Annotated in this window: 29 protein-coding genes; 22 read left to right on the top strand and 7 right to left on the bottom strand. The window is 27.1% G+C overall.

The genetic code is table 11. From position 1 onward, the window contains the following. Positions 1 to 22 precede the first annotated feature (22 nt). From Q0V24_RS02305 to Q0V24_RS02295, 3 genes are read left to right on the top strand one after another with little or no spacing between them, the layout of a single operon-like run. Entirely contained in the window at positions 23 to 979 is a 957-nt protein-coding gene (locus Q0V24_RS02305) for a carbohydrate kinase family protein (protein WP_297518365.1), read from the top strand. Between the two features lie 33 nt (positions 980 to 1,012). After that, positions 1,013 to 1,168: a hypothetical protein gene (locus Q0V24_RS02300; RefSeq protein ID WP_297518363.1), complete on the top strand. Its 156-nt coding sequence runs from the start codon at positions 1,013 to 1,015 to the stop codon at positions 1,166 to 1,168. Between the two features lie 60 nt (positions 1,169 to 1,228). Further along, positions 1,229 to 1,771, top strand: coding sequence for a hemerythrin domain-containing protein (locus tag Q0V24_RS02295; RefSeq protein ID WP_297518361.1), 543 nt, complete (start codon positions 1,229 to 1,231; stop codon positions 1,769 to 1,771). 28 nt (positions 1,772 to 1,799) lie between these two features. Here Q0V24_RS02295 and Q0V24_RS02290 read toward each other — a convergent pair whose 3' ends face one another. Next, complete coding sequence (locus Q0V24_RS02290; protein WP_297518358.1) at positions 1,800 to 2,507, bottom strand: polysaccharide deacetylase family protein; 708 nt, start codon at positions 2,505 to 2,507, stop codon at positions 1,800 to 1,802. Between the two features lie 137 nt (positions 2,508 to 2,644). On the opposite strand from Q0V24_RS02290, the gene Q0V24_RS02285 reads away from it, so the two are divergent. Both Q0V24_RS02285 and Q0V24_RS02280 read left to right on the top strand, forming a co-directional pair. After that, entirely contained in the window at positions 2,645 to 2,935 is a 291-nt protein-coding gene (locus Q0V24_RS02285) for a hypothetical protein (protein WP_297518356.1), read from the top strand. A gap of 12 nt (positions 2,936 to 2,947) precedes the next feature. Then, positions 2,948 to 3,808, top strand: coding sequence for a LysR substrate-binding domain-containing protein (locus Q0V24_RS02280; RefSeq protein ID WP_297518354.1), 861 nt, complete (start codon positions 2,948 to 2,950; stop codon positions 3,806 to 3,808). A 31-nt stretch (positions 3,809 to 3,839) separates the two neighbouring features. Here the strand turns inward: Q0V24_RS02280 and Q0V24_RS02275 are convergent, their stop codons facing one another. Further along, a complete protein-coding gene (locus Q0V24_RS02275; RefSeq protein WP_297518352.1) occupies positions 3,840 to 4,496 on the bottom strand; it encodes a hemolysin III family protein in 657 nt (218 codons plus the stop codon). A gap of 201 nt (positions 4,497 to 4,697) precedes the next feature. Between Q0V24_RS02275 and Q0V24_RS02270 the strand changes: the two genes are divergently transcribed. Together Q0V24_RS02270 and Q0V24_RS02265 are read left to right on the top strand one after the other, a co-directional pair. Then, entirely contained in the window at positions 4,698 to 5,255 is a 558-nt protein-coding gene (locus Q0V24_RS02270) for a DUF1836 domain-containing protein (protein ID WP_297518350.1), read from the top strand. A gap of 87 nt (positions 5,256 to 5,342) precedes the next feature. Next, positions 5,343 to 5,882 carry a prealbumin-like fold domain-containing protein gene (locus Q0V24_RS02265; RefSeq protein ID WP_297518347.1) on the top strand — a complete coding sequence of 180 codons (540 nt, stop codon included), beginning with the start codon at positions 5,343 to 5,345 and terminating at the stop codon, positions 5,880 to 5,882. 66 nt (positions 5,883 to 5,948) lie between these two features. Here the strand turns inward: Q0V24_RS02265 and abc-f are convergent, their stop codons facing one another. Then, the gene (gene abc-f, locus Q0V24_RS02260) at positions 5,949 to 7,874 is read right to left on the bottom strand and encodes a ribosomal protection-like ABC-F family protein (protein WP_297518344.1); all 1,926 of its coding nucleotides are present in this window, start codon (positions 7,872 to 7,874) and stop codon (positions 5,949 to 5,951) included. Positions 7,875 to 8,035: 161 nt separating this feature from the next. Here abc-f and Q0V24_RS02255 point away from each other — a divergent pair, with 161 nt between their 5' ends. Continuing rightward, positions 8,036 to 9,331 (top strand): aminotransferase class V-fold PLP-dependent enzyme, encoded by a 1,296-nt coding sequence (locus Q0V24_RS02255; protein WP_297518341.1) that lies wholly within the window; start codon positions 8,036 to 8,038, stop codon positions 9,329 to 9,331. A gap of 41 nt (positions 9,332 to 9,372) precedes the next feature. Here Q0V24_RS02255 and Q0V24_RS02250 read toward each other — a convergent pair whose 3' ends face one another. Continuing rightward, positions 9,373 to 10,587, bottom strand: coding sequence for a 6-phosphofructokinase (locus Q0V24_RS02250; RefSeq protein ID WP_297518338.1), 1,215 nt, complete (start codon positions 10,585 to 10,587; stop codon positions 9,373 to 9,375). Positions 10,588 to 10,852: 265 nt separating this feature from the next. Between Q0V24_RS02250 and Q0V24_RS02245 the strand changes: the two genes are divergently transcribed. Further along, positions 10,853 to 11,260 carry a Fur family transcriptional regulator gene (locus Q0V24_RS02245; RefSeq protein WP_297518335.1) on the top strand — a complete coding sequence of 136 codons (408 nt, stop codon included), beginning with the start codon at positions 10,853 to 10,855 and terminating at the stop codon, positions 11,258 to 11,260. A gap of 21 nt (positions 11,261 to 11,281) precedes the next feature. Here Q0V24_RS02245 and Q0V24_RS02240 read toward each other — a convergent pair whose 3' ends face one another. The 3 genes from Q0V24_RS02240 to Q0V24_RS02230 form a co-directional block, all read right to left on the bottom strand. Next, entirely contained in the window at positions 11,282 to 12,073 is a 792-nt protein-coding gene (locus tag Q0V24_RS02240) for a metal ABC transporter permease (protein WP_297518452.1), read from the bottom strand. A gap of 12 nt (positions 12,074 to 12,085) precedes the next feature. Continuing rightward, complete coding sequence (locus tag Q0V24_RS02235) at positions 12,086 to 12,754, bottom strand: metal ABC transporter ATP-binding protein (protein WP_297518332.1); 669 nt, start codon at positions 12,752 to 12,754, stop codon at positions 12,086 to 12,088. Positions 12,755 to 12,844: 90 nt separating this feature from the next. Further along, a complete protein-coding gene (locus Q0V24_RS02230; RefSeq protein WP_297518329.1) occupies positions 12,845 to 13,159 on the bottom strand; it encodes a hypothetical protein in 315 nt (104 codons plus the stop codon). Between the two features lie 177 nt (positions 13,160 to 13,336). Between Q0V24_RS02230 and Q0V24_RS02225 the strand changes: the two genes are divergently transcribed. The 13 genes from Q0V24_RS02225 (at position 13,337) to Q0V24_RS02165 (ending at position 26,351) form a co-directional block, all read left to right on the top strand. Then, positions 13,337 to 13,741: a DUF6762 family protein gene (locus Q0V24_RS02225; protein WP_297518328.1), complete on the top strand. Its 405-nt coding sequence runs from the start codon at positions 13,337 to 13,339 to the stop codon at positions 13,739 to 13,741. A 36-nt stretch (positions 13,742 to 13,777) separates the two neighbouring features. Continuing rightward, a complete protein-coding gene (gene pepF / locus Q0V24_RS02220) occupies positions 13,778 to 15,568 on the top strand; it encodes an oligoendopeptidase F (protein ID WP_297518325.1) in 1,791 nt (596 codons plus the stop codon). A gap of 135 nt (positions 15,569 to 15,703) precedes the next feature. Beyond that, complete coding sequence (locus Q0V24_RS02215; protein ID WP_297518323.1) at positions 15,704 to 16,750, top strand: rhomboid family intramembrane serine protease; 1,047 nt, start codon at positions 15,704 to 15,706, stop codon at positions 16,748 to 16,750. Positions 16,751 to 16,773: 23 nt separating this feature from the next. Further along, positions 16,774 to 17,277, top strand: a complete 504-nt coding sequence (locus Q0V24_RS02210; protein WP_297518320.1) for a hypothetical protein — start codon at positions 16,774 to 16,776, stop codon at positions 17,275 to 17,277. Between the two features lie 18 nt (positions 17,278 to 17,295). Next, positions 17,296 to 18,285, top strand: coding sequence for a DUF1232 domain-containing protein (locus Q0V24_RS02205; protein ID WP_297518318.1), 990 nt, complete (start codon positions 17,296 to 17,298; stop codon positions 18,283 to 18,285). Between the two features lie 15 nt (positions 18,286 to 18,300). Next, a complete protein-coding gene (locus Q0V24_RS02200; RefSeq protein WP_297518315.1) occupies positions 18,301 to 18,939 on the top strand; it encodes a ribonuclease H family protein in 639 nt (212 codons plus the stop codon). 82 nt (positions 18,940 to 19,021) lie between these two features. Next, entirely contained in the window at positions 19,022 to 19,195 is a 174-nt protein-coding gene (locus Q0V24_RS02195; protein ID WP_297518312.1) for a YtxH domain-containing protein, read from the top strand. A 170-nt stretch (positions 19,196 to 19,365) separates the two neighbouring features. Further along, the gene (locus tag Q0V24_RS02190) at positions 19,366 to 20,667 is read left to right on the top strand and encodes a helix-turn-helix domain-containing protein (RefSeq protein ID WP_297518310.1); all 1,302 of its coding nucleotides are present in this window, start codon (positions 19,366 to 19,368) and stop codon (positions 20,665 to 20,667) included. Positions 20,668 to 20,700: 33 nt separating this feature from the next. Further along, positions 20,701 to 21,963: a helix-turn-helix transcriptional regulator gene (locus Q0V24_RS02185; RefSeq protein ID WP_297518307.1), complete on the top strand. Its 1,263-nt coding sequence runs from the start codon at positions 20,701 to 20,703 to the stop codon at positions 21,961 to 21,963. A 147-nt stretch (positions 21,964 to 22,110) separates the two neighbouring features. Beyond that, on the top strand, positions 22,111 to 22,926 hold the full coding sequence (locus tag Q0V24_RS02180) for a formate/nitrite transporter family protein (protein WP_297518304.1): 816 nt from the start codon (positions 22,111 to 22,113) through the stop codon (positions 22,924 to 22,926). Between the two features lie 161 nt (positions 22,927 to 23,087). After that, positions 23,088 to 23,333: a GIY-YIG nuclease family protein gene (locus tag Q0V24_RS02175; RefSeq protein ID WP_297518301.1), complete on the top strand. Its 246-nt coding sequence runs from the start codon at positions 23,088 to 23,090 to the stop codon at positions 23,331 to 23,333. Beyond that, positions 23,330 to 23,968, top strand: a complete 639-nt coding sequence (locus Q0V24_RS02170) for a hypothetical protein (protein ID WP_297518298.1) — start codon at positions 23,330 to 23,332, stop codon at positions 23,966 to 23,968. Before Q0V24_RS02175 ends, Q0V24_RS02170 begins: the two co-directional genes overlap by 4 nt. Before the next feature lie 106 nt (positions 23,969 to 24,074). Beyond that, positions 24,075 to 26,351 (top strand): hypothetical protein, encoded by a 2,277-nt coding sequence (locus Q0V24_RS02165; RefSeq protein WP_297518296.1) that lies wholly within the window; start codon positions 24,075 to 24,077, stop codon positions 26,349 to 26,351. The last annotated feature ends 85 nt before the right edge of the window (positions 26,352 to 26,436 follow it).

The following is a 26,436-nucleotide window of genomic DNA, read 5'->3' as shown; positions in this document are numbered from 1 at the left end:
AGCAACTAGGAGGAATTTTTTAATGAACATAGGAAAAGAGCCATATATTTTAGTATTTGGAGTATCAATAGTAGATGTGTTTGGATTTAGTAAGGCTAAGTACCGACCATATAATTCAACACCAGGAGAAGTTAAGATGTCATTTGGTGGTGTTTGTAGAAATATAGCTGAGAACATGGCAAGAGTTGAAGCTAATGTAAAGTTTATATCAATTTTAGGTGATGATGCTAATGGAAAAGCAATGATGAGACATGGTGAAGAATTTGGATATGATATGTCAGATTCATTAGTTTTAGATGGTATGACTACACCAACATATTTAGCTATTTTAGATGAATATGGAGAAATGGTTTCAGCTGTAGTTGATGTTAAGAGTATAGATAGAATGAGCCCAGAGTTCATAGAAACTAAGAGGGAGATAATTGAAAATGCAGAGTATGTAGTTTTAGATTCAGATAACCCTGTTATCATGGAGTACCTTTTAACTAACTTTGATACAAAGTTTATTTTAGACCCTGTATCAGCAGAGAAGGCTAATGGTGTAAAACATCTTATTAAGTATTTCCATACAATAAAACCTAATAGACATGAAGCTGAAATATTAGCTGGGTTCCCAATAATAGATGATGAAGATTTAATCAGGGCTAGTAATAACTTTAGAGCACTTGGTGTTGAAAAAGTATTTATAAGCCTTGATGCAGATGGAATATTCTATAATGATGGAATTGAATATGGAAAAATAAGCTCTGGTAAAGTAGAAGTTATAAATGTTACAGGAGCGGGAGATTCATTTGTTTCAGGAATGGGATATGGATATTTAAATAATTTAACAACACAAGATACTGTTAAATTCGCAATTGCTATGTCAGTATTAACAATAGCACATGAGCAAACAATACACCCTGAGATGTGTCTTGGAAAAATTAATGAAATAGTTGCAAGTACTAATTGGAATGTGAATAAACTAAACCAAGATTAATATATATGTTATAAAAAGAGGTGGTGAATTATTATGAAGTTAAAAAAAGGAAAAGCTACTTTACTAGCAGTTGCTAGTGCAGCTTTAATAGCATCTTTGGTTTATGACAAAAAATATAAAAAGAGTTTAGATGAAAACAATAATGAAAATGAAGAGGATGAAAGTGAAAATACTTTTATTGTTAAATAAGGAGTAGCTTTTGCTACTTCTTATTTTTTGAAGAAAAATAGACAAAAAGAGGTGTATTTTATGAATGCAATAGAATTTTTGAAAAGTGAGCATAGAAATGTAGAAAGATTATTAAAAGTTATTAAGGCTATGAGTTATCAAGTTTTACAAAATGATATACAAAATTATGATGATTTTTATGTTGTTATAGATTGCATAAGAAATTATGCTGATAAAATTCATCATAAAAAAGAAGAAGATTATTTATTTGATATGATGATTAAAGAATTACCAGAAGCTATAAGAAAAACAATACAATATGGAATGTTAGTTGAACATGACCAAGGAAGACTTTTAGTAACAAACTTAGAGCTTGGCCTAAACGATTTTAATTTAGGAAATGATATAGCAAGGCTTGATATAATATCAAATGCTATGGGTTATGTAGGGCTTTTAGAAAGACATATACATAAAGAAGACAAAGTGGTATTTGAATTTGCAGATAAACATTTATCAAAAGAAAGTAAAGATAGTTTAAATAGTAAATTTAGTGTTATTGTTGAAAATGAAGGGTCACAAGTTTATATAGAAAAATTAGAGAAGTTAGAAAAAGAATATTTATAAAAGGGAAATAAGCTTTGGAAACCAAAGCTTATTTTTTGTTTTTAAAGGAATACATTTCAGGTGTAGAATCATCTATTACTTTAAATGTATAGCCATGTTCTTTATAATATTTAATGGTTTCTTTTAAAGCACTAGCAGAGTTCTTATTAAGTTCTGTACAGTGCATAAGGAGGATTATAGTATCTTTTGTATCAACTGTGGCTTTGAAAATATTATAAGGTGAATTTCCATAATGGTCGCCATCATGAGTGTCAACATTCCAATCATAAATTTTCATATTATTATCATGTAACATATCAATCCATTCTTGGTTTAACTTAAAATAATGATTTATACTACCAAAAGGAAAACGAATTATATTTACAGTAAGACCCGTTAAATCTTTTATGATAGATTGAGTTTTGAGCATCTCATCTAAAAAGGCACTACGAGATTTATAAATTAAATCACCTTTATGCGAATATGTATGAAGCCCTAGTGCGTGACCAGAATCAACTAACTTTTTTAAGGTAAGCTGATTGTCCTCTAAAGTATTTCCTATAACAAAAAAGGTAGCTTTAACACCTTCTTCATTTAAAATTTCTATAAAGGTATCTGTCATATGAGGGGATAACCCATCATCAAAGGTTAGATATATAAGTTTTTCATTAGTAGTTTCCTCTGCGAATACTAAACTATTGGAAAAACCTAAAAATACTATTAGTGATATAAAACAAAAAATAAATTTTTTTAACATTTTAATTCCTCTTTTCTTGAAAGTTATATAATTATTTTTTACATAAAGTCTAAATATTATAAATAAAATTTTAAGATTTTTAAAAATCTTTTTACTATGATATAATTAATAAAAATATCTGAAAGTGAAGGGATGTTATGAAGAGTATATTAAAAATAATAATATCAATAATAGTCATTGTTGTTGCGGCTAAATTATTTTTCAAAATATTGCCAGTGATAATTATATTAATCGCAGGGATTTGGTTTTATTCAAGATATAAAATGAAAAAGATAATAAAGCAGTATAAAGAAGATAATGATGCAGGTACGAAGTTTAGTACAGGTGAGAAAGAAGAAACAAAAACAAAAGAAGAAGAAATCAATGAAGAGGACAACTTTAATGGAACTGTTATAGATGTTGATTTTGAGGATATAAAAAAAGATTAGAGGGTAAATTTTATGAATTTTAGAAAATTAAATATATTTTATGAAACCGCAAATTCATTGAATATGACAGTGGTTGGAAAAAAATTATATATAAGTCAGCCATCAGTTAGTCAAGCTATAAAAGAAATGGAAAGAGAACTCGGAGTAAGTTTATTTGATAGGATTGGTAAAAGAATTCATTTAACTTATGAGGGGGAAGTTTACTTGAAATATGTTAAAAGAATTTTAAACTTATATGATGAAGTAAAAGTTACTTTAGAAAATACAAAAAATAATATTAGCGGAAGAGTTAGAGTGGGGGCTAGTACTACTATCGGAGTATATATCCTTCCAAAGATAGTTAAACATTTTTTAACTAAGAATGCTAATGTGGAAATTTCAATTGTAATTGAAAATACTACATCAATAGAAAAAATGATAATAGATAATGAAGTTGATATAGCCTTTGTAGAAGGTGATGTTAAATGCTTAGAGCTCATAGAAGAGAATATAATTAAAGATAAATTGATTTTTATAAAGTCTAAAGAGCATATTGCAGATAGAGATAAAAAATTATCATTGATTATGAGAGAAGAAGGTAGTGGGACAAGAACCGTTGTTGAAAGCAATCTTAGAACAAATCAAGTTGATTATAATATATTGATGGAACTTGGTAGTACTGAAGCTATTTTAAAAGTAGTAGAAGTTGGTCTTGGAATAGCTTGTGTTCCATACATATGTGCACAAAAGAAAATAGAGAGTGGAGTATTAGAAGAAGTAGTAATAGAGGGGATGGATAAAATTAAAAGAGATTTTAAGTTTGTATATCATCAAGATAAATTTTTATCTAATACTATGAAAGCTTTTATTGATGAAGTAAAAGCTTATAAATAAAAAGATGCATTCAAATTGAATGCATCTTTTTTTATCTAAAAACGTAGAAGTAAACACATATAAAGTGAAATAAACTTCCAGCCATTATAAACAAGTGGAAAATCTCATGGAATCCAAGGTATTTAAATTCAAGAAATTTAGGTTTAACAGCATAGATAACCCCACCAATAGTATAAGCTATACCACCAGATACAAGCCATAATACACCTGCTAATGAAATTTCATGATATAAAGGAGATATTAAGAAAACAGCAAACCATCCCATTCCAATATAGATACCTGTTGATAACCATCTAGGGCAACTAAACCAAACCATTTTAAATAAGATACCAGCTACTGTTAAAACTATGATTATGGTTGTAAAAACAATTCTAGTAGTACCTTGTAAGACTAAAAGGCAAAAAGGAATATAAGTTCCACCTATCAAGATAAATATCATTGAATGGTCTAGTCGTCTAAGGAAGGCTATAGTAGAATCTTTTGCCATTACTAAATGATAGGTAGCAGATGCGCTATAAAGTAAAATAAGACTTATTCCAAAAATAGCAGCAGAAGTAAGTGCTAGACCTATATTTAAATTTAAAGTAGTAACTTTTATAAGCATAGCTATAAGAGCTATTAAAGAAAAAATGGCACCAATTAAATGAGTAAATCCATTTATTGGTTCTCTAAAATGATTATTATTCACAAAAACATCCCCTTTTATAAATACCTAGATTTCGACATGTAGTTTTCAAAACTACATGTCGTTATAATATGATTATCTGATAAAAAAGCTTTGTTGTCAATATTATTTTAAAAAAGTTTATAAAAGATAAAGTAAAATTTATTTTTTCTGATATAATTAAGCCTAAAGATAGTTTTAAAAACTACATCAAGAGGTGTTGAAATGAGAATGTTAGAAAAAAATATAGAAGAGTTAAATTTACTAGATAATATAGAGCTTAAAGAAATACCAGAAATAGATTTATATATGGACCAAGTCATACAATTATTTGAATCTAAATTAGATAATTATAAAAGAACTCAAGAAGATAAAATACTAACAAAAACAATGATTAATAATTATGTGAAGGGTAAATTATTGATGCCTGTAACTAAAAAAAAGTATACTAAAGAGCATATAATTTTAATGAGCATAATTTATCAATTAAAAGGAGGGCTTTCGATTTCTGATATTAAAGACGTAGTAGAATGTGTAGTTACGAGTTTTGCAGATAATAAAGAGATAAATTTAGATGGAATTTATAATAGCTATTTAGCAATGAACACTAAAAATGCATATGACTTTCAAAAAGAAGTCGAAAGTATAGAGAATAAGATGAAAAATGATTTTGTGAGTGATGAAAAAGAGCAAGATGTGATAATGGTTACAACACTTATTAATAAAGCTAATATGTATAGAAGGCTTGCAGAAAAAATTATAGATAATAATAAGGAAAAATAAAAAAACTATCACCCTAAGTAAGTCACATTCATATATATATATTAAGTAAAGGTCGTAATATTTAAAATTTACTAAGGAGGTAAAGTTATGAACTTTGAAGAATATATGAATTGTCAAAATCCTAGTGAATGGATTGATAATTGTGAATGTGCAAATAACGAACCAGAGGAAGATTGTTGTTTAGAAGATACAATAGATACAAGTTGTATGAGCTGTTGTAGACCAACTTATAAACCACTACCATCAATGGGAAGAGTTGAGGTTTTTTCTTTGTTAAACTGTTCTGATGGAGATCCAATAAGTGGAGTTCCGTTTAACTTATATTTAATTGAGGATGGTTGTGAGAAGTTAGTATCAAGCAAAAAAACTGATTGTAAGGGAAAAGTTGAATTTAATTGTTTAGAAAATGGATTATACAGAATACAACAGGTTGTAGATGAGTGTGTATTTGAATGTCCTGAATATTATCCAGGTAGAGAGTTTTGTATAACAGATAGCACAAAATGCCAAAGAGTATATGTTATAAATAAATTAAGACAAATGGATAGATGTTTAAAGAAAATGATTGATAAGGCAGCAGAAGATGCAGTTAAGAAAGTTCTTTGTAAATATTGTTGTAGAAGATAAAATAACATTTATTAATAATAATTTTTTTATTTTAAAAGAAGGTGGGATTATCCCACCTTCTTTTGGTTATTCTTCTATTTGTAATTCTTCCCAAGTCTGATAAAGTGATGCAAGTAAATCTTCATTAGAAGAGATATCTTTATTAACTCTTTCACTTTCAGTAGGATTTGAATAAACTTCTTCTTTACATAAATCTTCTTGCAAAAGTTCAAGCTTTTCCTCAAGATCAGAAATTTCTTTTTCTATATTTTTAATTTTATTTTTACTAGCTTTTGTTAATTTTTCTTGTTCTTTTTTCTTTTTTCTTTCATCTTTAACTTGAGTTTTAGTTTTATTACCATCAGATGTGTCAAAAGTTTCAAATCTATTAGGATTTTCTTTCTTCTCAGCATAGTAACTATAATTTCCAAGATAAGTATTTATAGAATTTTCCTCAAGCTCTAAAATTTTAGTGATAACTTTGTTTAAAAAGTATCTATCGTGAGAAATAACTACTAAAGTTCCGTTATAGCTTAAAATAGCATCTTCTAGGGCTTCTCTAGACATTATATCTAGATGGTTAGTAGGCTCATCTAAAAGCAGAAAATTAGGCTTAGATAACATTAGCTTTAAAAGATTAATTCTACACTTTTCTCCACCACTTAAAAGAGAAATTTCTTTAAAGACATCATCACCTGTAAATAGGAAAGATGCAAGTGCATTTCTAAGTTCAGTTGTGGTCATTTTGGGGAAGGCATCCCAAATTTCATCAATTATAGTTTTTTCAAGGTTAAGGTCTGACTGTTCTTGATCATAGTAACCAAGAGTAACATTTCTACCAATAGCACATACTCCAGAATCGGGTTCGATTTTTCCAAGTAAGATTTTAAGTAAAGTAGTTTTACCTCTACCATTTTCACCAATTAGAGCAACTTGTTCGCCACGCTTAACTTCAAATGAAATATTTTCAAATAATTGTTTAGTACCAAAACTCTTTTTTAAATCATTTATCGCAAGAACATCATTTCCACTTGTTACTTCAGTTTCAAATTTTATTCTTGTAGCACGTCTTGCAAGCTCTGGAGCGTCAAGCCTATCCATTTTATCAAGAACTTTTTCACGACTTTCAGCAGCTTTAATACTTTTTTCTCTATTAAATGAACGGAACTTTTCAATTATATCCTCTTGACGTTTGATTTCTACTTGTTGCAGTTTATAAGCTTTTACTTTAGCTTCTAAATCTTTTTCTCTAAGTGCTAAAAATTTAGTATAACTAGCATTATATGTACTTATTTTTCCATTCATAAGTTCATATGTTGCATTTGTAATAGCATCAAGGAAGAATCTATCATGAGATATAACAAAAATAGTTCCTTTATAATTTGTTAAGTATTCCTCAAGCCATTCTATAGCATTTAAATCAAGATGGTTAGTAGGTTCATCAAGTAGAAGTATATCTGGTTTAGATAAAAGAAGTTTACATAAAGCAACTCTAGTTTTTTGTCCACCACTTAAAGTTGATATTTGTGTAGCATAATCATTTTCAAAAAATCCAAGTCCTTTTAAAACTCTTGAGATTTCTCCTTTATAAGTATATCCACCTATATTTTCTAGAATTTCTTGAGATGTAGTATATTCTTTTATAAGTTTATTGTGATATTCTTCTTTAGCGATGTCATAAGGTTCATTCATTTTTTCTTCAAGTATTATAAGTCTTTTTTCAAGGTCTGTAATTTTTGAAAAAATAGATAACATTTCATCATATATAGTAATAGATTCGTTAAGGGCTAAATTTTGAGAAAGATAACCAATAGTTTTACTTCTATCTATAAATAATTCACCAGAATCAGATGATGACTGTTTAGTTAATATTTTAAATAGGGTAGATTTACCCTCACCATTACCACCAATAAGACCAACTTTATCACCTTCGTTTATACCAAAAGTAATATCTCTTAAAACTTCATCTATTCCAAAACTTTTTTTAATATTTTTACAACTTAAAACAATCATATTTTAATAACTCCTTTTCTATATTAGATATAAGACTAATATAAATAATAAAATAATTATACTAACAACTAGCATTAAATACAAATTTAAAAGGTTATTTTTAATAATATTAAGTGAACTAAATATTGCTAGTTAGAATAGAATATAGTGGAGGTAATACTATGAAGGATGATAATAAAGGATATAGAGAACTTTTTGTAGGAGTGGATTATGAGGTTAAGAGGAGTGATGGTAGTAAAATAATACCAATAAACTTTGATAATGCAGCAACAACACCACCCCTTAAAATAGTTAAAGAGAATATTAATGCCTATATGGAAACGTATGGGTCGATAGGTAGAGGGGCAGGAATGAAAAGTTTGGAAACTACTGAGGTCTATGAGTTTTCTAGAGATGCCGTTCTTGATTTTTTTGATTTAGAAGAATCAGATAATTATACTGTCATATATGTAAAAAATACAACAGAGGGAATAAATCTTTTAGCAGATACACTTTTAGATAGCAAAAAAGATGAAGTCTTGTGTACAAGGATGGAGCACCATGCAAATGACCTTCCTTGGAGAGCGAAGGCAGAAGTCTTATATCTTGAAACAGATAAAGATGGAAAGCTGATAATTGATAATTTAGAAGAGTTACTAAGAGGTAATAATATAAAAGTAGTTACTATTACTGGGGCATCAAATGTAACAGGATATACTAACCCAGTTAATAGAATAGCAAAATTAGCACACAAATATGGAGCAGTTATAGTAGTAGATGCAGCACAGATTGTTGCACATAAATACATTGATATTTTAGGGAAAGCAGATGGAGAATATTTGGATTTTATAGTATTTTCAGGGCATAAAATGTATGCACCTTTTGGGTCAGGAGTAATAGTTGGTAAAAAAGATCTAATAAAAGATAAAAGACCATTCCTGCGAGGTGGTGGTGCTGTAAATATTGTTTTTGATAAAGAAGAATATTGGGGCCATGTTCCACATTCTTATGAAGCTGGGACACCAAATTATTTTGGTGTAATAGGAATAATTAGTTCAATGGCTAAATTAAAAGAATTAGGGCTTGATAATATTGAGGCTCATGAGAATAAAATGCGAGATTATTTATTTAATGGCGTTAGAAGAATACCTAATATAATAGAATATGGATGTGCAGAGTGTGAAAATAGACTTTCGTTATTAAGTATTAACTTGAAGAATAAAGATCATGCAACGGTTGCAAAAGAATTATCATATATTAGAGAAATTGCAGTTCGAGATGGTTGTTTTTGTGCTCATTCATATGTTAAAAGGTTACTTGGTTTAAGTGATGAGGAAACTAAAAAATATTTATACGATGAAGAACTACAAAGACCAGGGCTTGTTAGAATAAGTCTTGGATTATATAATGATATTTATGAAATAGATGAATTTTTAAATTCTTTAGAATATATAGCTACAAATAAAATTATATACTAAAAAGAGGCAAGTAGAAATTTGTATCTACTTGCCTCTTAGAGTTATATAGCAAAGCTATCGTAAATTGGAAGGTGAGTTTCATCACTCGCCATGTTAGAGTCATTAATAAGCGGTGAGAGATAGGCTATAGCATCAGATGTTATTCCATTACCCTCTTCATTAATCCAGTGGCTAGGGAAGTACTTTACATTATTAGCAACCTTTTTAGCATCTATTAAAAATGATTCTGATTTATAGATTGGGTGATTAAGTCTTTTTATTCCAACCATAAGACCAGATTCACAGTCATCAGAGTAACTTAAAGCAGCTCTACCAACCATTTCAGCTTCAAATAAATCTACTTTAGATGAACAATGCATTGCACATCTTTGTAGAACACCAAGTTCTAAAGATTTTACTCTATCTGTAATTCCAGCATTTATAATTAAACTTCTAAGGGTAGCACCGACTCCACCAAGCTGTGCATGTCCAAAATTATCATGACAAGGACTTTCAGTTTCAGCAACAAAAGTTCCCATAGCATCTCTAATTCCTTCAGAGGCAACTATATAAACATGATTATTTTCCTTAAATAAAGCTTTTACATCTTTTAAAAATTTTTCTTTGCAAAAAGAAATTTCTGGTAAGTATATAAGATCAGCACAAGGCTTGCCATTGATATGTGCAAGTGCAGCAGTAGATGCAAGCCAACCAGTATCTCTGCCCATTGCTTCTAGAATAAAAATACCATTATTACTATAAACTTTTGAATCAAGATAACTTTCTAAAACAGAAGTAGAAATAAATCTACCAGCACTACCAAAACCAGGTGTGTGGTCTGTATATTTCAAATCATTATCAATTGTTTTAGGAATTCCTATGAATTTTATATCTATATCTTTAAGTTTAGCATATGCGCTAAGCTTAGCAGTTGTATCCATTGAATCATTTCCACCAACATAAAAGAAAGTAGAAACTTTTAAGTTTTCCAAAATTTCCATTAATTTAATATATTCTTCCTCTGTATTATTAAAATCTTTAAGTTTATATCTACAAGACCCAAGTCCAGAAGAAGGTGAGTTTTTGAATGTCTCAAGTCTATCTTGGTCCATTGAGGATAAGTTTATTATTTTCTTCTCAAGAATACCTTCTATACCATTTAATCCACCATAAACATTATCATATATTTTTAAATTGAAGTTTTCTTTAACAACCCCATAAACACTTGAATTTATAACAGATGTTGGACCACCTGATTGAGCAATAATACAATTCATACAAAATACTCTCCTTTAAATTACACTTATATGTGCTACACTATATAAAAAATGAATAGCACATATACTAATATACAACATATTTATTAGAAAATCAAAGGGAAAATGAATATATTATCCAAAAATAAAATATTTTTAACATGAAAACCTTTAAATAGACTATGCTAATAGAATGGAGATTTATTAAGTTATAGTTTAAATTTGAAAAAATAATTTTATTTATGATATAATAGTGTAAATAGTATTGATTTTAGGAGTTAATAATATGGAAATAAAGAAAGTTTTAAAGGTTAAAAATATAAAAGTCACAAAAGGCAGAGTTCTTATTTATGACTTATTATTAAATACAGAAGAGAATCTTACAGTAGATGAAATATACAAAGAGTGTAAAAAAGAAGAAGATTTGAATTTATCAACAGTCTATAGAACTTTAGAATTATTTGAAAAACATGAAATGGTTGATAAAGTATTTACAGCTGATGGAACAGGTACATATACTATAAAAAGGCATAAACATAATCATACAGTTGAATGTAGTTTGTGTCATAAAGAAATAGAAGTTGCATGTCCTATGAATCAGATAGAAAAATTGTTGAAGGATCAAACTGGATTTAAACTAACAGAGCACAAACTTCAATTAAAAGGTTTATGTAAAGATTGTTCAGAGGAATAAAAAAACTCTAGCTATTAAAAGCTAGAGTTTTTTCCTATTTATAATAAGTGCAATTACAAGAATAGCTACACTTGTTAACGCAATAGTTCCACCAGGGGCACTATCATAATAGTATGAGCCAAAAAGTCCAATAACAATATCTATAAATCCTACAAACATAGACATAAATAATGTTTTAGTAAAGCCTTGCTTAAATTGCATAGCTGTAGCAACTGGCAATACTATAATAGAAGATATAACTAAAATCCCCATTACTCTTATAGAAACAGAAATAGTAGCACCTACCATTATTGTAAAGATGTAATTTATTAATTTTGTATTTATTCCAGAAACTTTAGCACCTTCTTCATCAAAAGTAGTATATACAAGCTTATCATAGATAAGGAATATACCAATAAAACATGCAATTGCTACAAGTCCTATTATGATTAAATCACCCTGTGATACAGTAAGAATACTACCAAATAGGTAGGAGTCAACTTTAGCTGAGGTTTTTCCAGAACTAACTAAAACTATTGCTATACCAAGACTAAGTGTTAGTATAATAGACATAACAAGTTCTGAATATTTTTTAAAGTAAGTCCTAAGAACTTCTATAACAACAGCACATAGAGTTGTAAATATAAAAGCTGTTAATAGTGGATTTAAACCAGCAGTAAGTCCTATTGCAACTCCTGCAAATGATGAGTGAGAAAGAGTATCCCCTATCATTGAATAACGTTTAAGTACTAAAAATAATCCTATACAAGGGCATAAAACAGATATAATAATACCTGCCATAAAAGCATGCCTCATAAATTCAATTTGAAAAATATCTAACATAATTTAATTAACCTTCCTTAAGTTTTCATCATAATACAAAAGGTAGTCTTCTTTAGTGTATAAAGTAGCGCTTCCAAATTTTAGTTCTAGTATTAATGAAGAGTATTTTATTGCTTTTTCTTTATTGTGTTCAACTGATACCACTGTTATTTTGTTTTCTTTTGTAAGTGTTGCGATTAATGAATAAATCTCATTTTGAGTTTTTTCATCAACACCAGTTGAAAGTTCATCTAAAACTAATAGATCAGGAGATCCAATTAATGCTCTAGCGATAAAGATTCTTTGCTGTTGGCCACCTGAAAGGCTTCCTATTAATCTATTCTTAAATTCATTCATATTTACAAATGAAAGAACTTTATCTATTTCAGATTTATCTTTAATTTTCAAAGCTTTTAAATGACATTTTAAAATTTCATTTACTGTAATAGCAAATTCTGAATTGAAGTTTTCCATTCTTTGAGGAACATAGCCGATTCTTTTAAAATCTTTTTTTATAAATCCTTTTTGAGGTTTTAAGTATCCAAGGATAAGCTTTAAAAGAGTAGTTTTACAACTTCCATTTTCACCAACTATTGAAATATAATTTTCTTTTGGTAAATTTATATTAATATCTTCTAAATTATATGGTTTAGAACCATTATATGAAAAATACAAATCTTTAATTTGAATCAATATAATCAACTCCCTACTTAAGTTATATTATTAGTGCAAGTTATATTATACAATCAAATGCAAAGAGTTTGCAAATAAATATCAAAAGGGTTAATTGTTTATTGAAATAGAATCTAAACTCCAAAAGAGAGTTCCTTTTTTTAATTTTATATTATAACATTCTTCATATTCAAAATTATCTTTTGTGATAGTTTTAATATTATAGATAACTAAATCATCACTAGAAAAAGTTAATGCTGAATCAAGAACTTCTTGAATATTATAACTTTTGTTATTTTTTGAATGATAAATTAAAGCTTTTTCAGAAGTATTACATTTAATAGTTATGTAAAGCTTATTTAGTGAAATATAAGATATGATTATGGTTAATAATAATAGTAATAGTTTTTTGTTGTTTTTAGACATTATTTACCTCCTTTTGTAAAATATTTACAAATATAATTTTAACATACTTTATAATTAGTTAAAATAATTGTTTTAATTGAAAAATAAACTTTATGTTGTTAATATGTTAAGATAAAGGTAAATTTTAATTTAAAAGGTAATTTACTATTAAATTATAGAAAAGAGAGGAAGATATAAATGGATTTTTCATCATTAGTATTAATGGAAAAGGATAATGAAACAGGATTTTTAGGAAAGAACTTAGGTAGCTTTTCAGTTGAGGAAGGTGCGGAGTATGTAAGAAGATTATTTGTATATAAAGAGGAAGTAAATGTAGTATTTAACACTAAAAGAGATGTTGAAGAATGGGAGTTTTCTGCTATATTTGATTTGTTTAATGTTGAAGCTTTTACAGCGCTTGGATATAACATAGAGGATGATGAGGAAGAATATAATCCTACATGGTTAATAAAATTTAAATATGAAGAAGAAATAGATCATGAAAAAATGAGAGCAATAATAAATGAGATTTGTAATCTCATAGATGTAAATATGAAAAAAGTATTTTTAGATATAGAAGGTAAAGAAGAAGAATATAAATAATATACTTACGTGAAATTATAAAGAGGAGGGGAATTTATGAGTGGGACTAAAAAAAGAGAAGAGATAGCTAAGGATTATAAATGGGCAGTTGAAAAAATATATATAAGCGTAGATGCATGGAATTATGATTTTGAAGCTTTGAAAAAAGATTCTGTAGAGCTGAAGAAGTTTGAAGGTAAATTACTTTCAGTAGAGGGACTTTTAGGATATTTAAAACTTTATGAAATTGAGGCTAGAAAATTAAAAAAACTATATGTTTATGCAAGTATGAAAAGTGATGAGGATACAGCAAATACTGAATTTCAAGCTTTATCATCAAAAATAGAAAGTTTTTATGCAGAATTTTCTAGCTATACATCATTTTTTGAACCAGAGCTTTTATCATATGATGAGGGCGAGGTATTATCTTTAGTTGCAGAAAATGATGAACTTAAAATATATGATTTTCTTATAAAGGATATATTTAAAGAAAAAGCTCATATTCTAACAAAAGAGATAGAAGAGATATTAGCAAGTGTTTCAGATTGCTTGAGTGCACCTGAGAATATATATGAAATCTTAACTAATGCAGAATTAACTTTTGATAGTATAAAAGATGAGAATGGAAATGAAGTAGCACTTACAGAAGGTAGCTATGGAAACTTTATAAGAAGTAATGATAGAGAAGTAAGAAAGCAATCATTTGAATCATTATTTGCTGCATATAAAAAGTATGAGAATACAATAGCGACAAGTCTTACAAGTTCACTAAAAGCTTATATATTTAATGCAAAGACAAGAAAGTATAAGAATTCATTAGAGTGTTCATTAAAGCCTAATAATATTCCCTTAGATGTTTATTATAATGCAGTTAAGAGTGTAGAGAGTAATTTAGATTTACTACATAAATATGTAGGTATAAAAAAGAAATTACTTGGGCTTTCTGATATTCATATGTATGATTTGTATGTACCAGTAGTAGATACTCCTAAAGCTTCAATAAGCTATGAAGAGGCAATAGAACTTGTTAAAAAAGGTTTAAAACCATTAGGTAGTGAGTATATAGGTATATTTGATGAAGGTGTTAATAATGGATGGGTAGATGTTTTTGAGAACAAAGGGAAAAGAACAGGCGCATATTCAAGTGGATCATTTGATACAATGCCATATGTTTTATTAAATTATAATCATGATTTAAATGATGTTAGTACGCTTGCTCATGAAATGGGACATTCAATACATTCATATTATTCAAGAAAAACTCAACCTTATATGTATTCTTCATATACATTATTTAGTGCAGAGATTGCATCTACTACAAATGAAATACTACTAATTAATGATTTAATAAATAATGAGAGAGATAAAGAGAAAAAATTATATTTAGTAAATCAAGAGTTAGAGCAAATTAGAACAACTGTATTTAGACAAATTATGTTTGCAAGTTTTGAACTTACAATACATGAGTCTATAGAATCAGGTGAAGCACTTACTGCTACAGAACTTAATTCAATATGGTTTGATTTAAATAAAAAGTATTTTGGTGATGAAATGATAGTTGATAAGGAAATAGAAATAGAGTGGGCAAGAATTCCACATTTCTATTCTGATTTTTATGTTTATCAGTATGCAACAGGATACTGTGCTGCATCAGCTTTTGCTAAATCTATTTTAGAAGAGGGGCAGAGTGCTGTTGATAAGTATAAAGGGTTCCTAAAAGATGGAGGTAGTAAATATCCAATAGATGCAATAAAAGATGCAGGTGTGGATATGATAACACCAAAGCCAATGGAAGATACAATGTCAAGATTTAAAGAATTACTAGAAATATTAGAAACTTTAATATAAAAATTATAAAGTGTCATTTTTTCATTTGGAAAATGGCACTTTTTTTTATAAAAATGACAGGTGCAGTTTATTTTAAAAAATGTTAAAATTATAATGCAAAGAATTGTAAATTTTATCTAAAATTTAGGGGGACAAATGAAAAAAGATAAAATAAGTAAATTTCAAAAAGATGTTTTTAATGAATTAATAAATAAGTATTCGTTTTTGGTAGATGAAATAATTTTAGAAGGACAAACTGTTTGGTTTGCTATGAAAAAATTAGATGAGAAAAATGTATATATCACAGTTATAAGTGAGGAAGATACAGCTAGTACGATTAATGAATTTCTAGAAAAATACTTTCTAGAAAAAGAATTAATTCCAACAATAAACAATATAATTTTATTAAAAACTAATGAAGAAAACAAAAAAAGTATTATTAAAAATCCAATAAGAATTAATATAAGTAAAAGAGAAATTATTGATTATAATGAAATTTCAAAACCAATAGTTATAATTTTACAAGGAATTTTAAGTAGACCGGTGATAAAAAAGAAATCTTTGAAAGAAAAGTTTTTAGAAGTTAATAAAGAAACTCCTATAGTAACTAAGTGCCTTTTAGGAATTAATATTTGGGTCTTTTTAGTTAGTATATTTGTTGGAACTATGATAAGTGGTGGATTTATACAAAATCTTATTGAGGTTGATAGTAGGGTTTTATATATAATTGGTGCTAAGGTGAATTATTTAATATTACAAGAGGGAGAACTATGGAGAGTAATAGCCCATATGTTTTTACATTCAGGTATAATTCATTTAGCGTTTAATATGTATGCATTGCATTTCTTAGGACGTAATGTTGAAAACTTACTTGGGAAAACAAAGTTTATAGTTATATATCTAATCTCTGGAGTTGTTGGGTGTATTTTTAGTATTAAATTTTCACAAGGACTTTCAGTAGGTGCATCAGGTGCAATATTTGGACTTTTAGGAGTTATGTTTATATTTGCATATTTAAATAGGAATAAAAATAGTATAAGTAAAAATTATTTGAGAGATATAGTATTTTTAATTTTTATGAATTTAGTTATTGGACTAAGTAGTACAGGAATTGATAATGCAGGTCATATCGGGGGATTGGTTGCAGGAGTTTCTATTGGATATTTTATTTTGAAAAAATATTTAGTGAAAAGTGTTGTTTAAAGTTTTGGGGGGAGTTTAAAATTATGAAAGTGAAAAATGCAGTTTTATTTTTTAGTGAAAAAGATATAAAAGAACTTTTAAATTTTGGGATAAAATCAGAAGGTATATCAATTAATGAAATTAAATTCAAAAAATCTGATGTTGAAATTAGAGGTAGCATTAAAAAAATGTTCACCTTAGATTTTATTTGTAGTATTTCAATAGTTGATGTTAAAAAAGAAAAAATTTCTATAAAAATAAATGATGTAAAAGCGCTTAAAATCAATTTATTCTCTGTGATAGAAAAAATAATTACAAGTAAAAATAATAAAATATCATTAGGTCGATTTGTAAGTATTGATAAAAATATTATAAGTATAAATTTAGATGTTATAAAATGTAAGTTTAAAGATATAGATTTTGAATTAAATAATATTGAATTAATAAGGGATGGACTAGATGTTAAATTTGATTATATTGATGTGGATTGTATAAAGTTATTAAATTCAAAAATGGGTAAGAAAAAAGAAGAAAAAATGGTTAATTAAAATTAGGAGGCAGTTTCAATGTATATATCGGAGGTAAATACAAAACTCAGCGGTAAAGATATTAAAAGTATAATAAATGATTTTGTAAAGGTAGAAGGCTTAACTATAAAGGATATAGTAATAGAAGGTAATAATATAAAAGTAGTTGGAGCTTTTAAAAAAATACTTTCTCTTGGGTTTAGTGCAACAGTAGATATAGTAGGTGTTGATGATAATAATCTAACTATAAGGCTTAAAAAAGTGTCTCTAATGAAAATAGGGGTTATGAAAGCTTTTAGAAAAATAGGTTTAAAACTTGCATTAAAAGGATTTAAGGAGCGAGGAATACTTTTAGCTAGTGATAAAATAACTATAGATATAAGTAAAATATTAGAGGAAGTTAAAATAATTAAGTTTAATTTAGCAAGTGCAATAGTTGCAAATGATTTTTTAGAAGTAAAAGTCCAAGAAATAGATTTATTACTTGGTGATATGATTTCAAAGAAACCAGTTATTTTAGTTGAAGAGAAAGTTGAAATTGATGAAGATGTTTTAACACAAGAAGAAAAAGAGGATTATATTTTAAATCTTGAGGTTAATAAGATTGAAGATATGTATACTCATGGAAGAGAAAAAGCAGTTGAGAAAATTCCGGAAAAGGCAAAAGAATATTCAGATATAATAATGTTTTTACCAGATATAGTTGCTCTAGTTGCAAGATTGTTCAAGGATAAAAGAGTACCAACTAAAACTAAGGCAATACTAGCTGTAAGTTTAGGATATACAATTATTCCAATTGATATACTACCGGATAAGATACCTATAATAGGTAAAATTGATGATGTAGCAATTATTTTATTTGCGCTAACTAGAATGATAGAAGATATCCCTATGGAGATAATAATTGAGAATTGGCAAGGAAATAGAGAACTTGTAATTATGCTTACAAGTGCAGTTGAATATTTATCTAATTTTACAGGTGCTAAAAATTTAAACAGAGTGTATGATGTAATAAATGCACTTGCGTAGAAAGGTGGAACAGGCATGGCAAAGAAGAAGTATTATGCTGTTGCAAAAGGTAAATCAGGAGTTGCGATGATTTTAGAGTCATGGCCAGCATGTCAAAAAGAAGTAATAGGTGCAAAGGGTGCTATATACAAAAGTTTTGAGAATATTGATGAGGCTAAAGAATTTATAAGATTACAAGCAGGTGGAACAGCTTCAGGGGAAGAAATTATAGGAGATTCAGATTCTGAAGTTTTTGATGGATTAAGAATTTATGTAGATGGTAGTTTTATGTTACATAAAGGGAATTTTTCTTTTGGACTTGTAGCTATTAAAGATGGGGAGATTTTGCATACGGATAAGGGTGTTGGAGAAGATGAAGATGCAATTGCACTTAGAAACGTATCAGGAGAAGTTATGGGCGCGATGAAAGCGGTAGAGTATGCTCTAAAGAATAAGTATGAGGAAGTCACCATTTGTTTCGATTATCAAGGAATAGAATGCTGGGCTCTTGGAACTTGGAAAAGAAATAAAATTTTAACACAGAAGTATAATGAGTTTATGGCTCAGAATATGAAGAAAATTAAAGTTAATTTTATGAAGATAAAAGGACATAGTGGAAATAAATTTAATGATATGGCTGATAGACTAGCTAAAGCAGCTTTAGAGGAATATTAAAATTCCAGTAAAATACTAAAATAAAAAACACCTTTATTACAGATACTAAGGTTGTAATAATAAAGAAAGAGGTGTTTTGTGTATGGGAAAATTATTTAAAGGTATAGCAGCTGGGACAATTATGGGAGCAGCTATAGGAATTGCGGTATTACCAACATTGGATAGAAAAACACAAAGAAAAATAAAAAGATTTTGTAAAAAAACATGTTGTATGTTAGAAGATTGTTGCGACGATGTAAAAGAAAAGTTAAAATAATATATAAAAAAGGAGAAAGTTGTTAACTTTCTCCTTTTTTGTGTGTAAATCGGCTAATTTATTTAAAAAAACTTAAAGAATATATGTAAAAATATAGAGAATTATGTGATATAATAAGATATATATATAACTAAGTTTATGAATATAACGGGTTAAAGGATGATTGAATTATGGAAATATTATCATTGGGTGAGAAGATAAAACGTAAAAGAAAAGAATTAAGTATGACATTAAAGGACTTAGCGGGGGATAGAATTACACCAGGTCAAATAAGTCTTGTTGAGTCAGGTAGAAGTAATCCATCGATGGATCTTTTAGAATATTTAGCAAACACATTAGACACATCAGTTGAATATTTGATGGAGTCAGAAAAAACACAAGCAGAAAAAATCTGTTTATTCTTTGAACAAACAGCAGAAAGATATATATTAGAAGGAAATCAAATAAAAGCAGAACAGCATATTGAAAGTGCATTATATTATGCTGAAAAATACAATTTAGAGTATAGAAAAGCTAAAAATCTTTATTTAAGAGCAGAAATTTATTTAAATGAAGATGATTATACATTAGCACAACAGTTCTTCTTAGCAGCAAATGTATTATTTATTAAAACATCAAGTTATGCTGATATGGTAAATACTTATTTAAAAGTTGGAAAATTAAGTTTAGAGTCAAAAGCATATCATTCATCAAATTCATATTTAAAAGAAGCAGAGAAAATATATATTGCAAATAAACTTACTGAGGATACATTACTTGGAGAGATACACTATTATTTATCAAAAACTTATTTCTTATTAGATGATATTAGACAGGCTATGAATTTTGCATTTTTAGCAAAAGAAGAGTTTGTTAAGGTATATGACAAAAAGAAATATGCACAAACATTAGCATTATTAAGTGAAGAATATAATGAGGCTGGTGAAATAGAAAATTCTATTATATATTCTAAAAAAAGTTTGGAAATATATAGAGAGTTAAATCAAGAGGATAATATCTCAGAGATAGAAAATTCATTAGGTAAATTATTCTATGAGTTTGATAACATAGAAGAATCATTTATGCATTATGAAAAGGCTAAAAAGATGAGAGAAGATTCTAATGATGATAAATTAGTAGATACTTTGATTAATATTTGTGAAAATTATATAAAACTTAAAGAGATAGATAAATGTTACGGGTCATTAAAAGCTATAAAAGAAAAGCTAGAATCTGATGATGTAGAAAAAATTCTGGATTATAATTTCTTGAATTACAGAGTTGCTTTATTAGAGGAAAATGTTGAAAAGGCAGAATTTATACTTTTAGACATGTTACATATTTCTGAGAAAAATGAGTTAGATAAAAGAAATGCAGAAATTTGTATAATACTTGGAAAGTTCTATTTAGATCTTAAAAGAGATTATGAGTCAGCTAAATATTTAGATAAAGGTATAAATAGTTTAAAGAAAATTGGAATAATAAAAAATTAAATAAATATATTTTGGGTGAAATAGGTGGTAAATATGAACTTCTTATCAACAGGGGAAAAGATAAAAAGAGCTAGAATTTATAAAGGTGTAACATTAAAAGAGTTATGTAAGAAAGATATTTCTATTTCTAAAATGAGTTGTATAGAAAATGATAAAATAAAACCAGAGACTTGGGTATTAGAAATGGTTGCAGAAAGATTAGATTTAGATTTAAATTATCTTATATATGATGATGTTATGGAACTTGAAAGTAGTATAGCGAGTTACAATAAACAATCAAATATGGTAGAATCAGATTTTGCTGGAATTAGAGAAAGAATAGATTATTGTATATTAAAGGAATATAAAGAATTAGCATTAAAATTTATTCATATATTATTTGTTGAATATACAAAATGTAGAAAATTTGAAGAATTGAAAAAACTTGTAAATATTTATAACGAATTTAATGATTTAAATCAGCAACAAGAACAAATTTATTATGAAGATTTAGCAAGATATTTTTTAGTAAGAAGAAATTATAGTGATGCTATCACATATTTTAGTCGAGCTAGAAATCATATATTTAATTACACAATATCAAAAGAGATGGAGTGCTATATAGATAATAGTATCCTTTTAGGACTAACATATTATTCAAGTGGATTATATGAAAAGGCTGAATCTTTATTAGAAGAGATTTTATATTTAGAGGATAAAATAAAATCAGAAGAACAAATAGTACTTGTAAATGGACTTTTATTTGCTGTGAAAATGAGACTTCAAAAAGAAACTGAAACTTTTGAAAAAATATTTAATTCTTATTCAAAAAAAGAAGAATTAAAATATTCAAAAGTAGCAATTATTATTGCTAGAATATATCATTTAAATGGTGATGAAGAAAAAGCTTTTGATATATTAACAGGTGTTAAAAAACAGGTTGTTAAAACGGATATTTATGGGTATATAGAACTTATGATATCAATTATTAAAATCTTATTAGAAATGAATAGAGCAGAAGCTACTAGACCTTATTCTGAGGAAGTATTAGAACTATCCATAAAGTTAAATAATTATTTCTTAATAGAAAAAAGTTATCTTTATAAAGCTAGGCTTAATAGACTTGATAGAAGTCTTATACAGTGGGAAATGAATATGAATCTTGCAACTGATATTTTAATTAAGTTTGCAACGGTAGAGGAAAAAAAGGAAAGATATATAGAGATGGCAGAGATGTACCACATAATTGGTGAACTTCGAGAATCTTTAAAATATTTAACTCTTTCTATGAATTTAGAAAAAAATAATGATATTTAAAATATAGCTACCATTTTGGTAGCTATATTTTTTTGTAAAAGTTAAATTTTATTTATATATTTATAAACTTAAAATGAAATACATTGTTAAAATTTTCATAAAGTATTATAATGTGTAAGAAATGTTTTAAAATTTAGGGGGATAAAAATGTATAAAGAAGAAATGGATGCGATATGTCATTCAGCAGAAAAAAAAATAGGATTATATAATAAAGGTATTTTAAAATACATAATTATATCTTTATTAGGGGGTCTTTTTGTTGGGCTTGGAGTTATGCTTTTATACTCAGTTGGTGGTATATTAGACCATGCAGATTTTGGAGGAACTAAAATCATTATGGGAGTATCTTTTGGGGTTGCACTTAGTCTTGTTATGATGGCAGGGGTAGATTTGTTTACAAGTAATTCTCTTGTTATGACAATAGGGGCGTTATATAAAAAGGTTTCTATTCTAGATATGCTTAAAATTTTGATAGCTAGTTATATTGGAAATGTTATAGGGTCAGTTATAGGAGCATTTGTTTATGTGCAGTCACATGCAGCAACAAGTTATGTGGAAGAGTACATTATGCATTCAGCTGAACTTAAAATGAACACTGGATCAATGGATTTATTTTTCAAAGGAATTCTTTGTAATATTTTAGTTTGTTTAGCAGCTTGGTGTACTTATAAATTAAAAAGTGAATCAGGAAAGCTAATTATGATATTCTGGTGTCTGTATACATTTATAACATCAGGATTTGAACATAGTATAGCAAATATGTCATTATTCTCAATGTCACTTATGATGCCAGCAGGGGAGTTTGCAGTATCAATTGGCGGTGCTATGCATAATTTGTTATGGGTTTCTCTTGGTAATTTTGTTGGAGGTGCAGTATTCTTAGCTTTACCACTATATTATATTGCAAAAGAAACTAAGTCAAAATCTGTTTCAAAAGAAAAAGAAGGTCATAAAGTAGTTTAGTTTATATAAAAGGGTTATCACAAATTAGAAGTTAACTTCTAAGTTTGATGATAATCTTTTTTTGTTTTAATACAGAATAAAAAATTATTTAACAAAAAGTTATTAAAAATATTAAGGTAAATAAGTTATAATTTAGATATACAAAAGAATAGGAGAAAATGATGAATTATGTATATATTTTAGAGTGTGTAGATGGAACGTTATATACTGGGTGGACAAACAATCTAGAAAAAAGGTTAGATACGCACAATAAAGGAAAAGGTGCAAAATATACAAGAGCTAGATTACCGGTTAAATTAAGTTATAGTGAGGAATTTGAAGATAAAAGGGATGCACAAAAAAGAGAGTATTCAATTAAACAACTAAAGAGAAGTGATAAATTAAAACTTATTGGGGGAATATTATGAAAAAAAATTTTACATATGATATTATTTTTGAGGCTGTATTATATATAGCAATATTGGGCTATATAATCTATGGAGCGATCACAGGTGAACAAAATTATATAATTAATGGGATAATGACAGCTGGGGTAATGGCACTTCCAAGAGTTATTATGAAGGCATTTAAATTTAAGGCATCACCTTTTTTGAATGTAACAGTACAGTTCTTTATATTTGTATCAATGTTTCTTGGAAAACTTAATAATTATTATGGGAAATTTTCATGGTGGGATTTGTTTTTACATGCAGTTTCAGGAATAGTAATATTTTTAGTAGCATATATGATATTTTTACTTCAAAATAATTGCGAGAAGGATAATGTTAGCCCTATGCTTATAATTACATATGCACTGCTATTTGCAGTTGCAATGACAGCTATTTGGGAAATGTGGGAGTTTACAGGAGATAAGCTTTTAGGTCTTAATTCTCAAGGGGGAAGTCTTCAAGATACAATGGAAGATATAGTAGCTGGAAGTACAGGCCCTCTTATAATGGTACCAGTTTTATATTATTATCTAAAAGGTAAGAAAAATATATTATTTGAAGATATAACAAATTTTATAAAAAAGAATAATAAAAAAGAAAAGATAAAAAGATAAAAGGGCAAGCTAAATTTTAGCTTGTCTTTTTTTTGCGTGAAGTAGTGAATTTTTTGGACCTATTAGAATAACTATATAGTAATAAATGTTTTGAGGTGAGTGGATTTTGAGAGCTGAAAATTTAAGTTTTAATAAAGATACTATTCTTAATATAAGTGGTATTACTGAGATAACTGAAATTAAGAAGGTAGAAATAGTAAGTTATTTAAAATCAAAGAGTGAAGAAGAATTTTTAATATTTAAAAGTTTTGAAGTTATTAAAGAAGAGGCAGCAGCAAGTCAAATAAAGGAACTTAGAGAAAAAGTTGATTTTATGATATCTCGAATGAAAAGAGGTGAGAAAGAGCAGAAAAAGAGGTCATTAGAGATAAGGTTTCAAAATCAAAAAGAAGATATTTTAGAAGATATAGGATTAAAATTTGTAGGGTATAAAAAGAAACTTCAAGGTGTAGAGAGAAGCCTAGAAGTACTTAATAATCAATTGATATATATAGGATATCCATTTATTAAAAAAAATGATTTTAATAATCCTATTTTTGTATATCCAGTAGAAATAATTATTAAACAAAAGGGAGTGTATATAAAGAATATAATTAGTGAGGATACAATGGTCAATCTAGAAGGATTAGAGGGTGAGAATAGTAATATAGGATGTATTGATGATCAAAGTATCAAAAAAATATTTCAAGCCCTTAAATCTAATAATAAGACTATAGAAGCTATAGTAGCTTTGAATATTGAAGTTGAAAAAAATATTCCGGTAGAAAAAACAATAGTCGAGAAAAAAGAAATAACTGAATTTGAAAAAATAATTAAAAATATAAATAGTAGTCTAACAAAAAGAATGGATATATTGATAAATGGTGGGATATGTAATTACGAGAATATATATTCAAAAAATAATTTATATATTAGCTCAAGAGATAGAGATATTGTGAAGATGATTGCGCAAAGAGTAGATTTTTTGATTATAGGAAGTGAAAAAAAAGAAAAAATATATGAAATTTTAGTTAGTTCTGTATTATCAGGGGATAGTGTTTTAATAGTCACACAAGATACTTTAGGAATAAAAAAAATATTAGGGCAAGAAAATACTTATTTAGATGATGATAATGCAAATATGCTTTCTAAGTTAGATATAAATAAAACTATTAGCATACTAAAAGAAAAAGATAATATAATTAAAAAATATAATGAGATAAATAAAATTATGAATGTAAAAGGAAATATTAATCTTAGTGTGAAGGAAATGTGTGAAATAGTTAAAGACTATAGTATTTGTGATGAAGAGGAATATTTTAAATATAAAAAAACTTTAAATATTGATAATGTAGGATATGAAGAACTGATCAAAGCACTGTATAGTATAACATTAGATGATATAGAAAAATATAAAAATTATAGAAACTTAAAAGATAGATTTATAACATTTAATGAGTACCCTCATTCATATAAAGAGTTAAATAATATAAAAAAATCAATAGAAGAAATATTAAAGGTATCAGAAATTCAATGTAATGAGAATAAAGGATATTATAAAAAAATAACTTTTAAACTTAAGAAAAAAGGTGAACTATTAAACCTTAATGAGCTTAAAGAATTAGGAAGTGAGATAGCAAGAGAAAAAAATAGAGAACTTTTGATAGAAGATAAAAATACATGGAGTATTAAAAATATATTTAATTCTTCTAAGCAAAAAGAAAAAAGAAGAGAAGATTTAGAACTATATAAAGTGAAAGAACGTCAGGAAATAAATTCTATTATGGAGCTATATAAACTGTTAGAAAAATCTTATAGGATATTAGCACAGTTAGATAAAAATATTTTCAAAGATATAATATCAATCCTTTGTAAAGATACCTTTAAGGAAGAAATTTTAGGCAAAATAAGTAGTATAGAATTATCTGTAGTTAATAAAGATACACTAAATACAATAAATTCATGGGACTTATTAAAATCAGCCCTAGTCGAGTATTTATATAAAAATAAAAATTTGAAAGGATCAATTGAAAAACTAATATTATTTAGAATATCAGATGAAATTTCAAAAATAGCTAAAGAGTATGATGTAGATATATTAAAAGAGTATAAAAATTCTAGCTCTTTAAAAATTAAAGATATGCAAGATGAACGCATGAGGATTGTACATGTAATATTAGAAAAAGCTTTTAGAGATAATACTTTGCAAATAGTTAATCAAGAATATATATCTAAAGAAATAGAATTAGAATCAGAAAAGTTTGACACTGTAATATTAGATAATTGTGATTTCAAAGAGGATGTAGATATTATTCCATTAGCTTATAGAGGAAAAAGATGTTTGAGTTTTAGGGATACAATTACAGAAAATAAGTTTGAAAATAAATTTTTATTTATAAAATAGACAACAATTTATTTATTTTAAGTAGTTAGAATACTTGTTTTTATTTGGATTTTATAGTTAAATAAAAAAGGACAAAAGTTATTTT

It is taken from the genome of uncultured Clostridium sp., assembly GCF_947039605.1.
Lineage (GTDB): Bacteria > Bacillota > Clostridia > Clostridiales > Clostridiaceae > Sarcina.
The sequence above is the reverse complement of the archived record's forward strand: the minus strand, read 5'-3'. Positions and strand labels throughout refer to the sequence as shown.

Bases quoted from the DNA above. Each gene is read 5' to 3' on its own strand.
- Q0V24_RS02305 (WP_297518365.1), top strand. From the start codon at position 23: ATGAACATAGGAAAAGAGCCATATATTTTAGTATTTGGAGTATCAATA.
- Q0V24_RS02300 (WP_297518363.1), top strand. From the start codon at position 1,013: ATGAAGTTAAAAAAAGGAAAAGCTACTTTACTAGCAGTTGCTAGTGCA.
- Q0V24_RS02295 (WP_297518361.1), top strand. From the start codon at position 1,229: ATGAATGCAATAGAATTTTTGAAAAGTGAGCATAGAAATGTAGAAAGA.
- Q0V24_RS02290 (WP_297518358.1), bottom strand. From the start codon at position 2,507: ATGTTAAAAAAATTTATTTTTTGTTTTATATCACTAATAGTATTTTTA.
- Q0V24_RS02285 (WP_297518356.1), top strand. From the start codon at position 2,645: ATGAAGAGTATATTAAAAATAATAATATCAATAATAGTCATTGTTGTT.
- Q0V24_RS02280 (WP_297518354.1), top strand. From the start codon at position 2,948: ATGAATTTTAGAAAATTAAATATATTTTATGAAACCGCAAATTCATTG.
- Q0V24_RS02270 (WP_297518350.1), top strand. From the start codon at position 4,698: ATGAGAATGTTAGAAAAAAATATAGAAGAGTTAAATTTACTAGATAAT.
- Q0V24_RS02265 (WP_297518347.1), top strand. From the start codon at position 5,343: ATGAACTTTGAAGAATATATGAATTGTCAAAATCCTAGTGAATGGATT.
- abc-f (WP_297518344.1), bottom strand. From the start codon at position 7,874: ATGATTGTTTTAAGTTGTAAAAATATTAAAAAAAGTTTTGGAATAGAT.
- Q0V24_RS02255 (WP_297518341.1), top strand. From the start codon at position 8,036: ATGAAGGATGATAATAAAGGATATAGAGAACTTTTTGTAGGAGTGGAT.
- Q0V24_RS02250 (WP_297518338.1), bottom strand. From the start codon at position 10,587: ATGAATTGTATTATTGCTCAATCAGGTGGTCCAACATCTGTTATAAAT.
- Q0V24_RS02245 (WP_297518335.1), top strand. From the start codon at position 10,853: ATGGAAATAAAGAAAGTTTTAAAGGTTAAAAATATAAAAGTCACAAAA.
- Q0V24_RS02230 (WP_297518329.1), bottom strand. From the start codon at position 13,159: ATGTCTAAAAACAACAAAAAACTATTACTATTATTATTAACCATAATC.
- Q0V24_RS02225 (WP_297518328.1), top strand. From the start codon at position 13,337: ATGGATTTTTCATCATTAGTATTAATGGAAAAGGATAATGAAACAGGA.
- pepF (WP_297518325.1), top strand. From the start codon at position 13,778: ATGAGTGGGACTAAAAAAAGAGAAGAGATAGCTAAGGATTATAAATGG.
- Q0V24_RS02215 (WP_297518323.1), top strand. From the start codon at position 15,704: ATGAAAAAAGATAAAATAAGTAAATTTCAAAAAGATGTTTTTAATGAA.
- Q0V24_RS02210 (WP_297518320.1), top strand. From the start codon at position 16,774: ATGAAAGTGAAAAATGCAGTTTTATTTTTTAGTGAAAAAGATATAAAA.
- Q0V24_RS02205 (WP_297518318.1), top strand. From the start codon at position 17,296: ATGTATATATCGGAGGTAAATACAAAACTCAGCGGTAAAGATATTAAA.
- Q0V24_RS02200 (WP_297518315.1), top strand. From the start codon at position 18,301: ATGGCAAAGAAGAAGTATTATGCTGTTGCAAAAGGTAAATCAGGAGTT.
- Q0V24_RS02195 (WP_297518312.1), top strand. From the start codon at position 19,022: ATGGGAAAATTATTTAAAGGTATAGCAGCTGGGACAATTATGGGAGCA.
- Q0V24_RS02190 (WP_297518310.1), top strand. From the start codon at position 19,366: ATGGAAATATTATCATTGGGTGAGAAGATAAAACGTAAAAGAAAAGAA.
- Q0V24_RS02185 (WP_297518307.1), top strand. From the start codon at position 20,701: ATGAACTTCTTATCAACAGGGGAAAAGATAAAAAGAGCTAGAATTTAT.
- Q0V24_RS02180 (WP_297518304.1), top strand. From the start codon at position 22,111: ATGTATAAAGAAGAAATGGATGCGATATGTCATTCAGCAGAAAAAAAA.
- Q0V24_RS02175 (WP_297518301.1), top strand. From the start codon at position 23,088: ATGAATTATGTATATATTTTAGAGTGTGTAGATGGAACGTTATATACT.
- Q0V24_RS02170 (WP_297518298.1), top strand. From the start codon at position 23,330: ATGAAAAAAAATTTTACATATGATATTATTTTTGAGGCTGTATTATAT.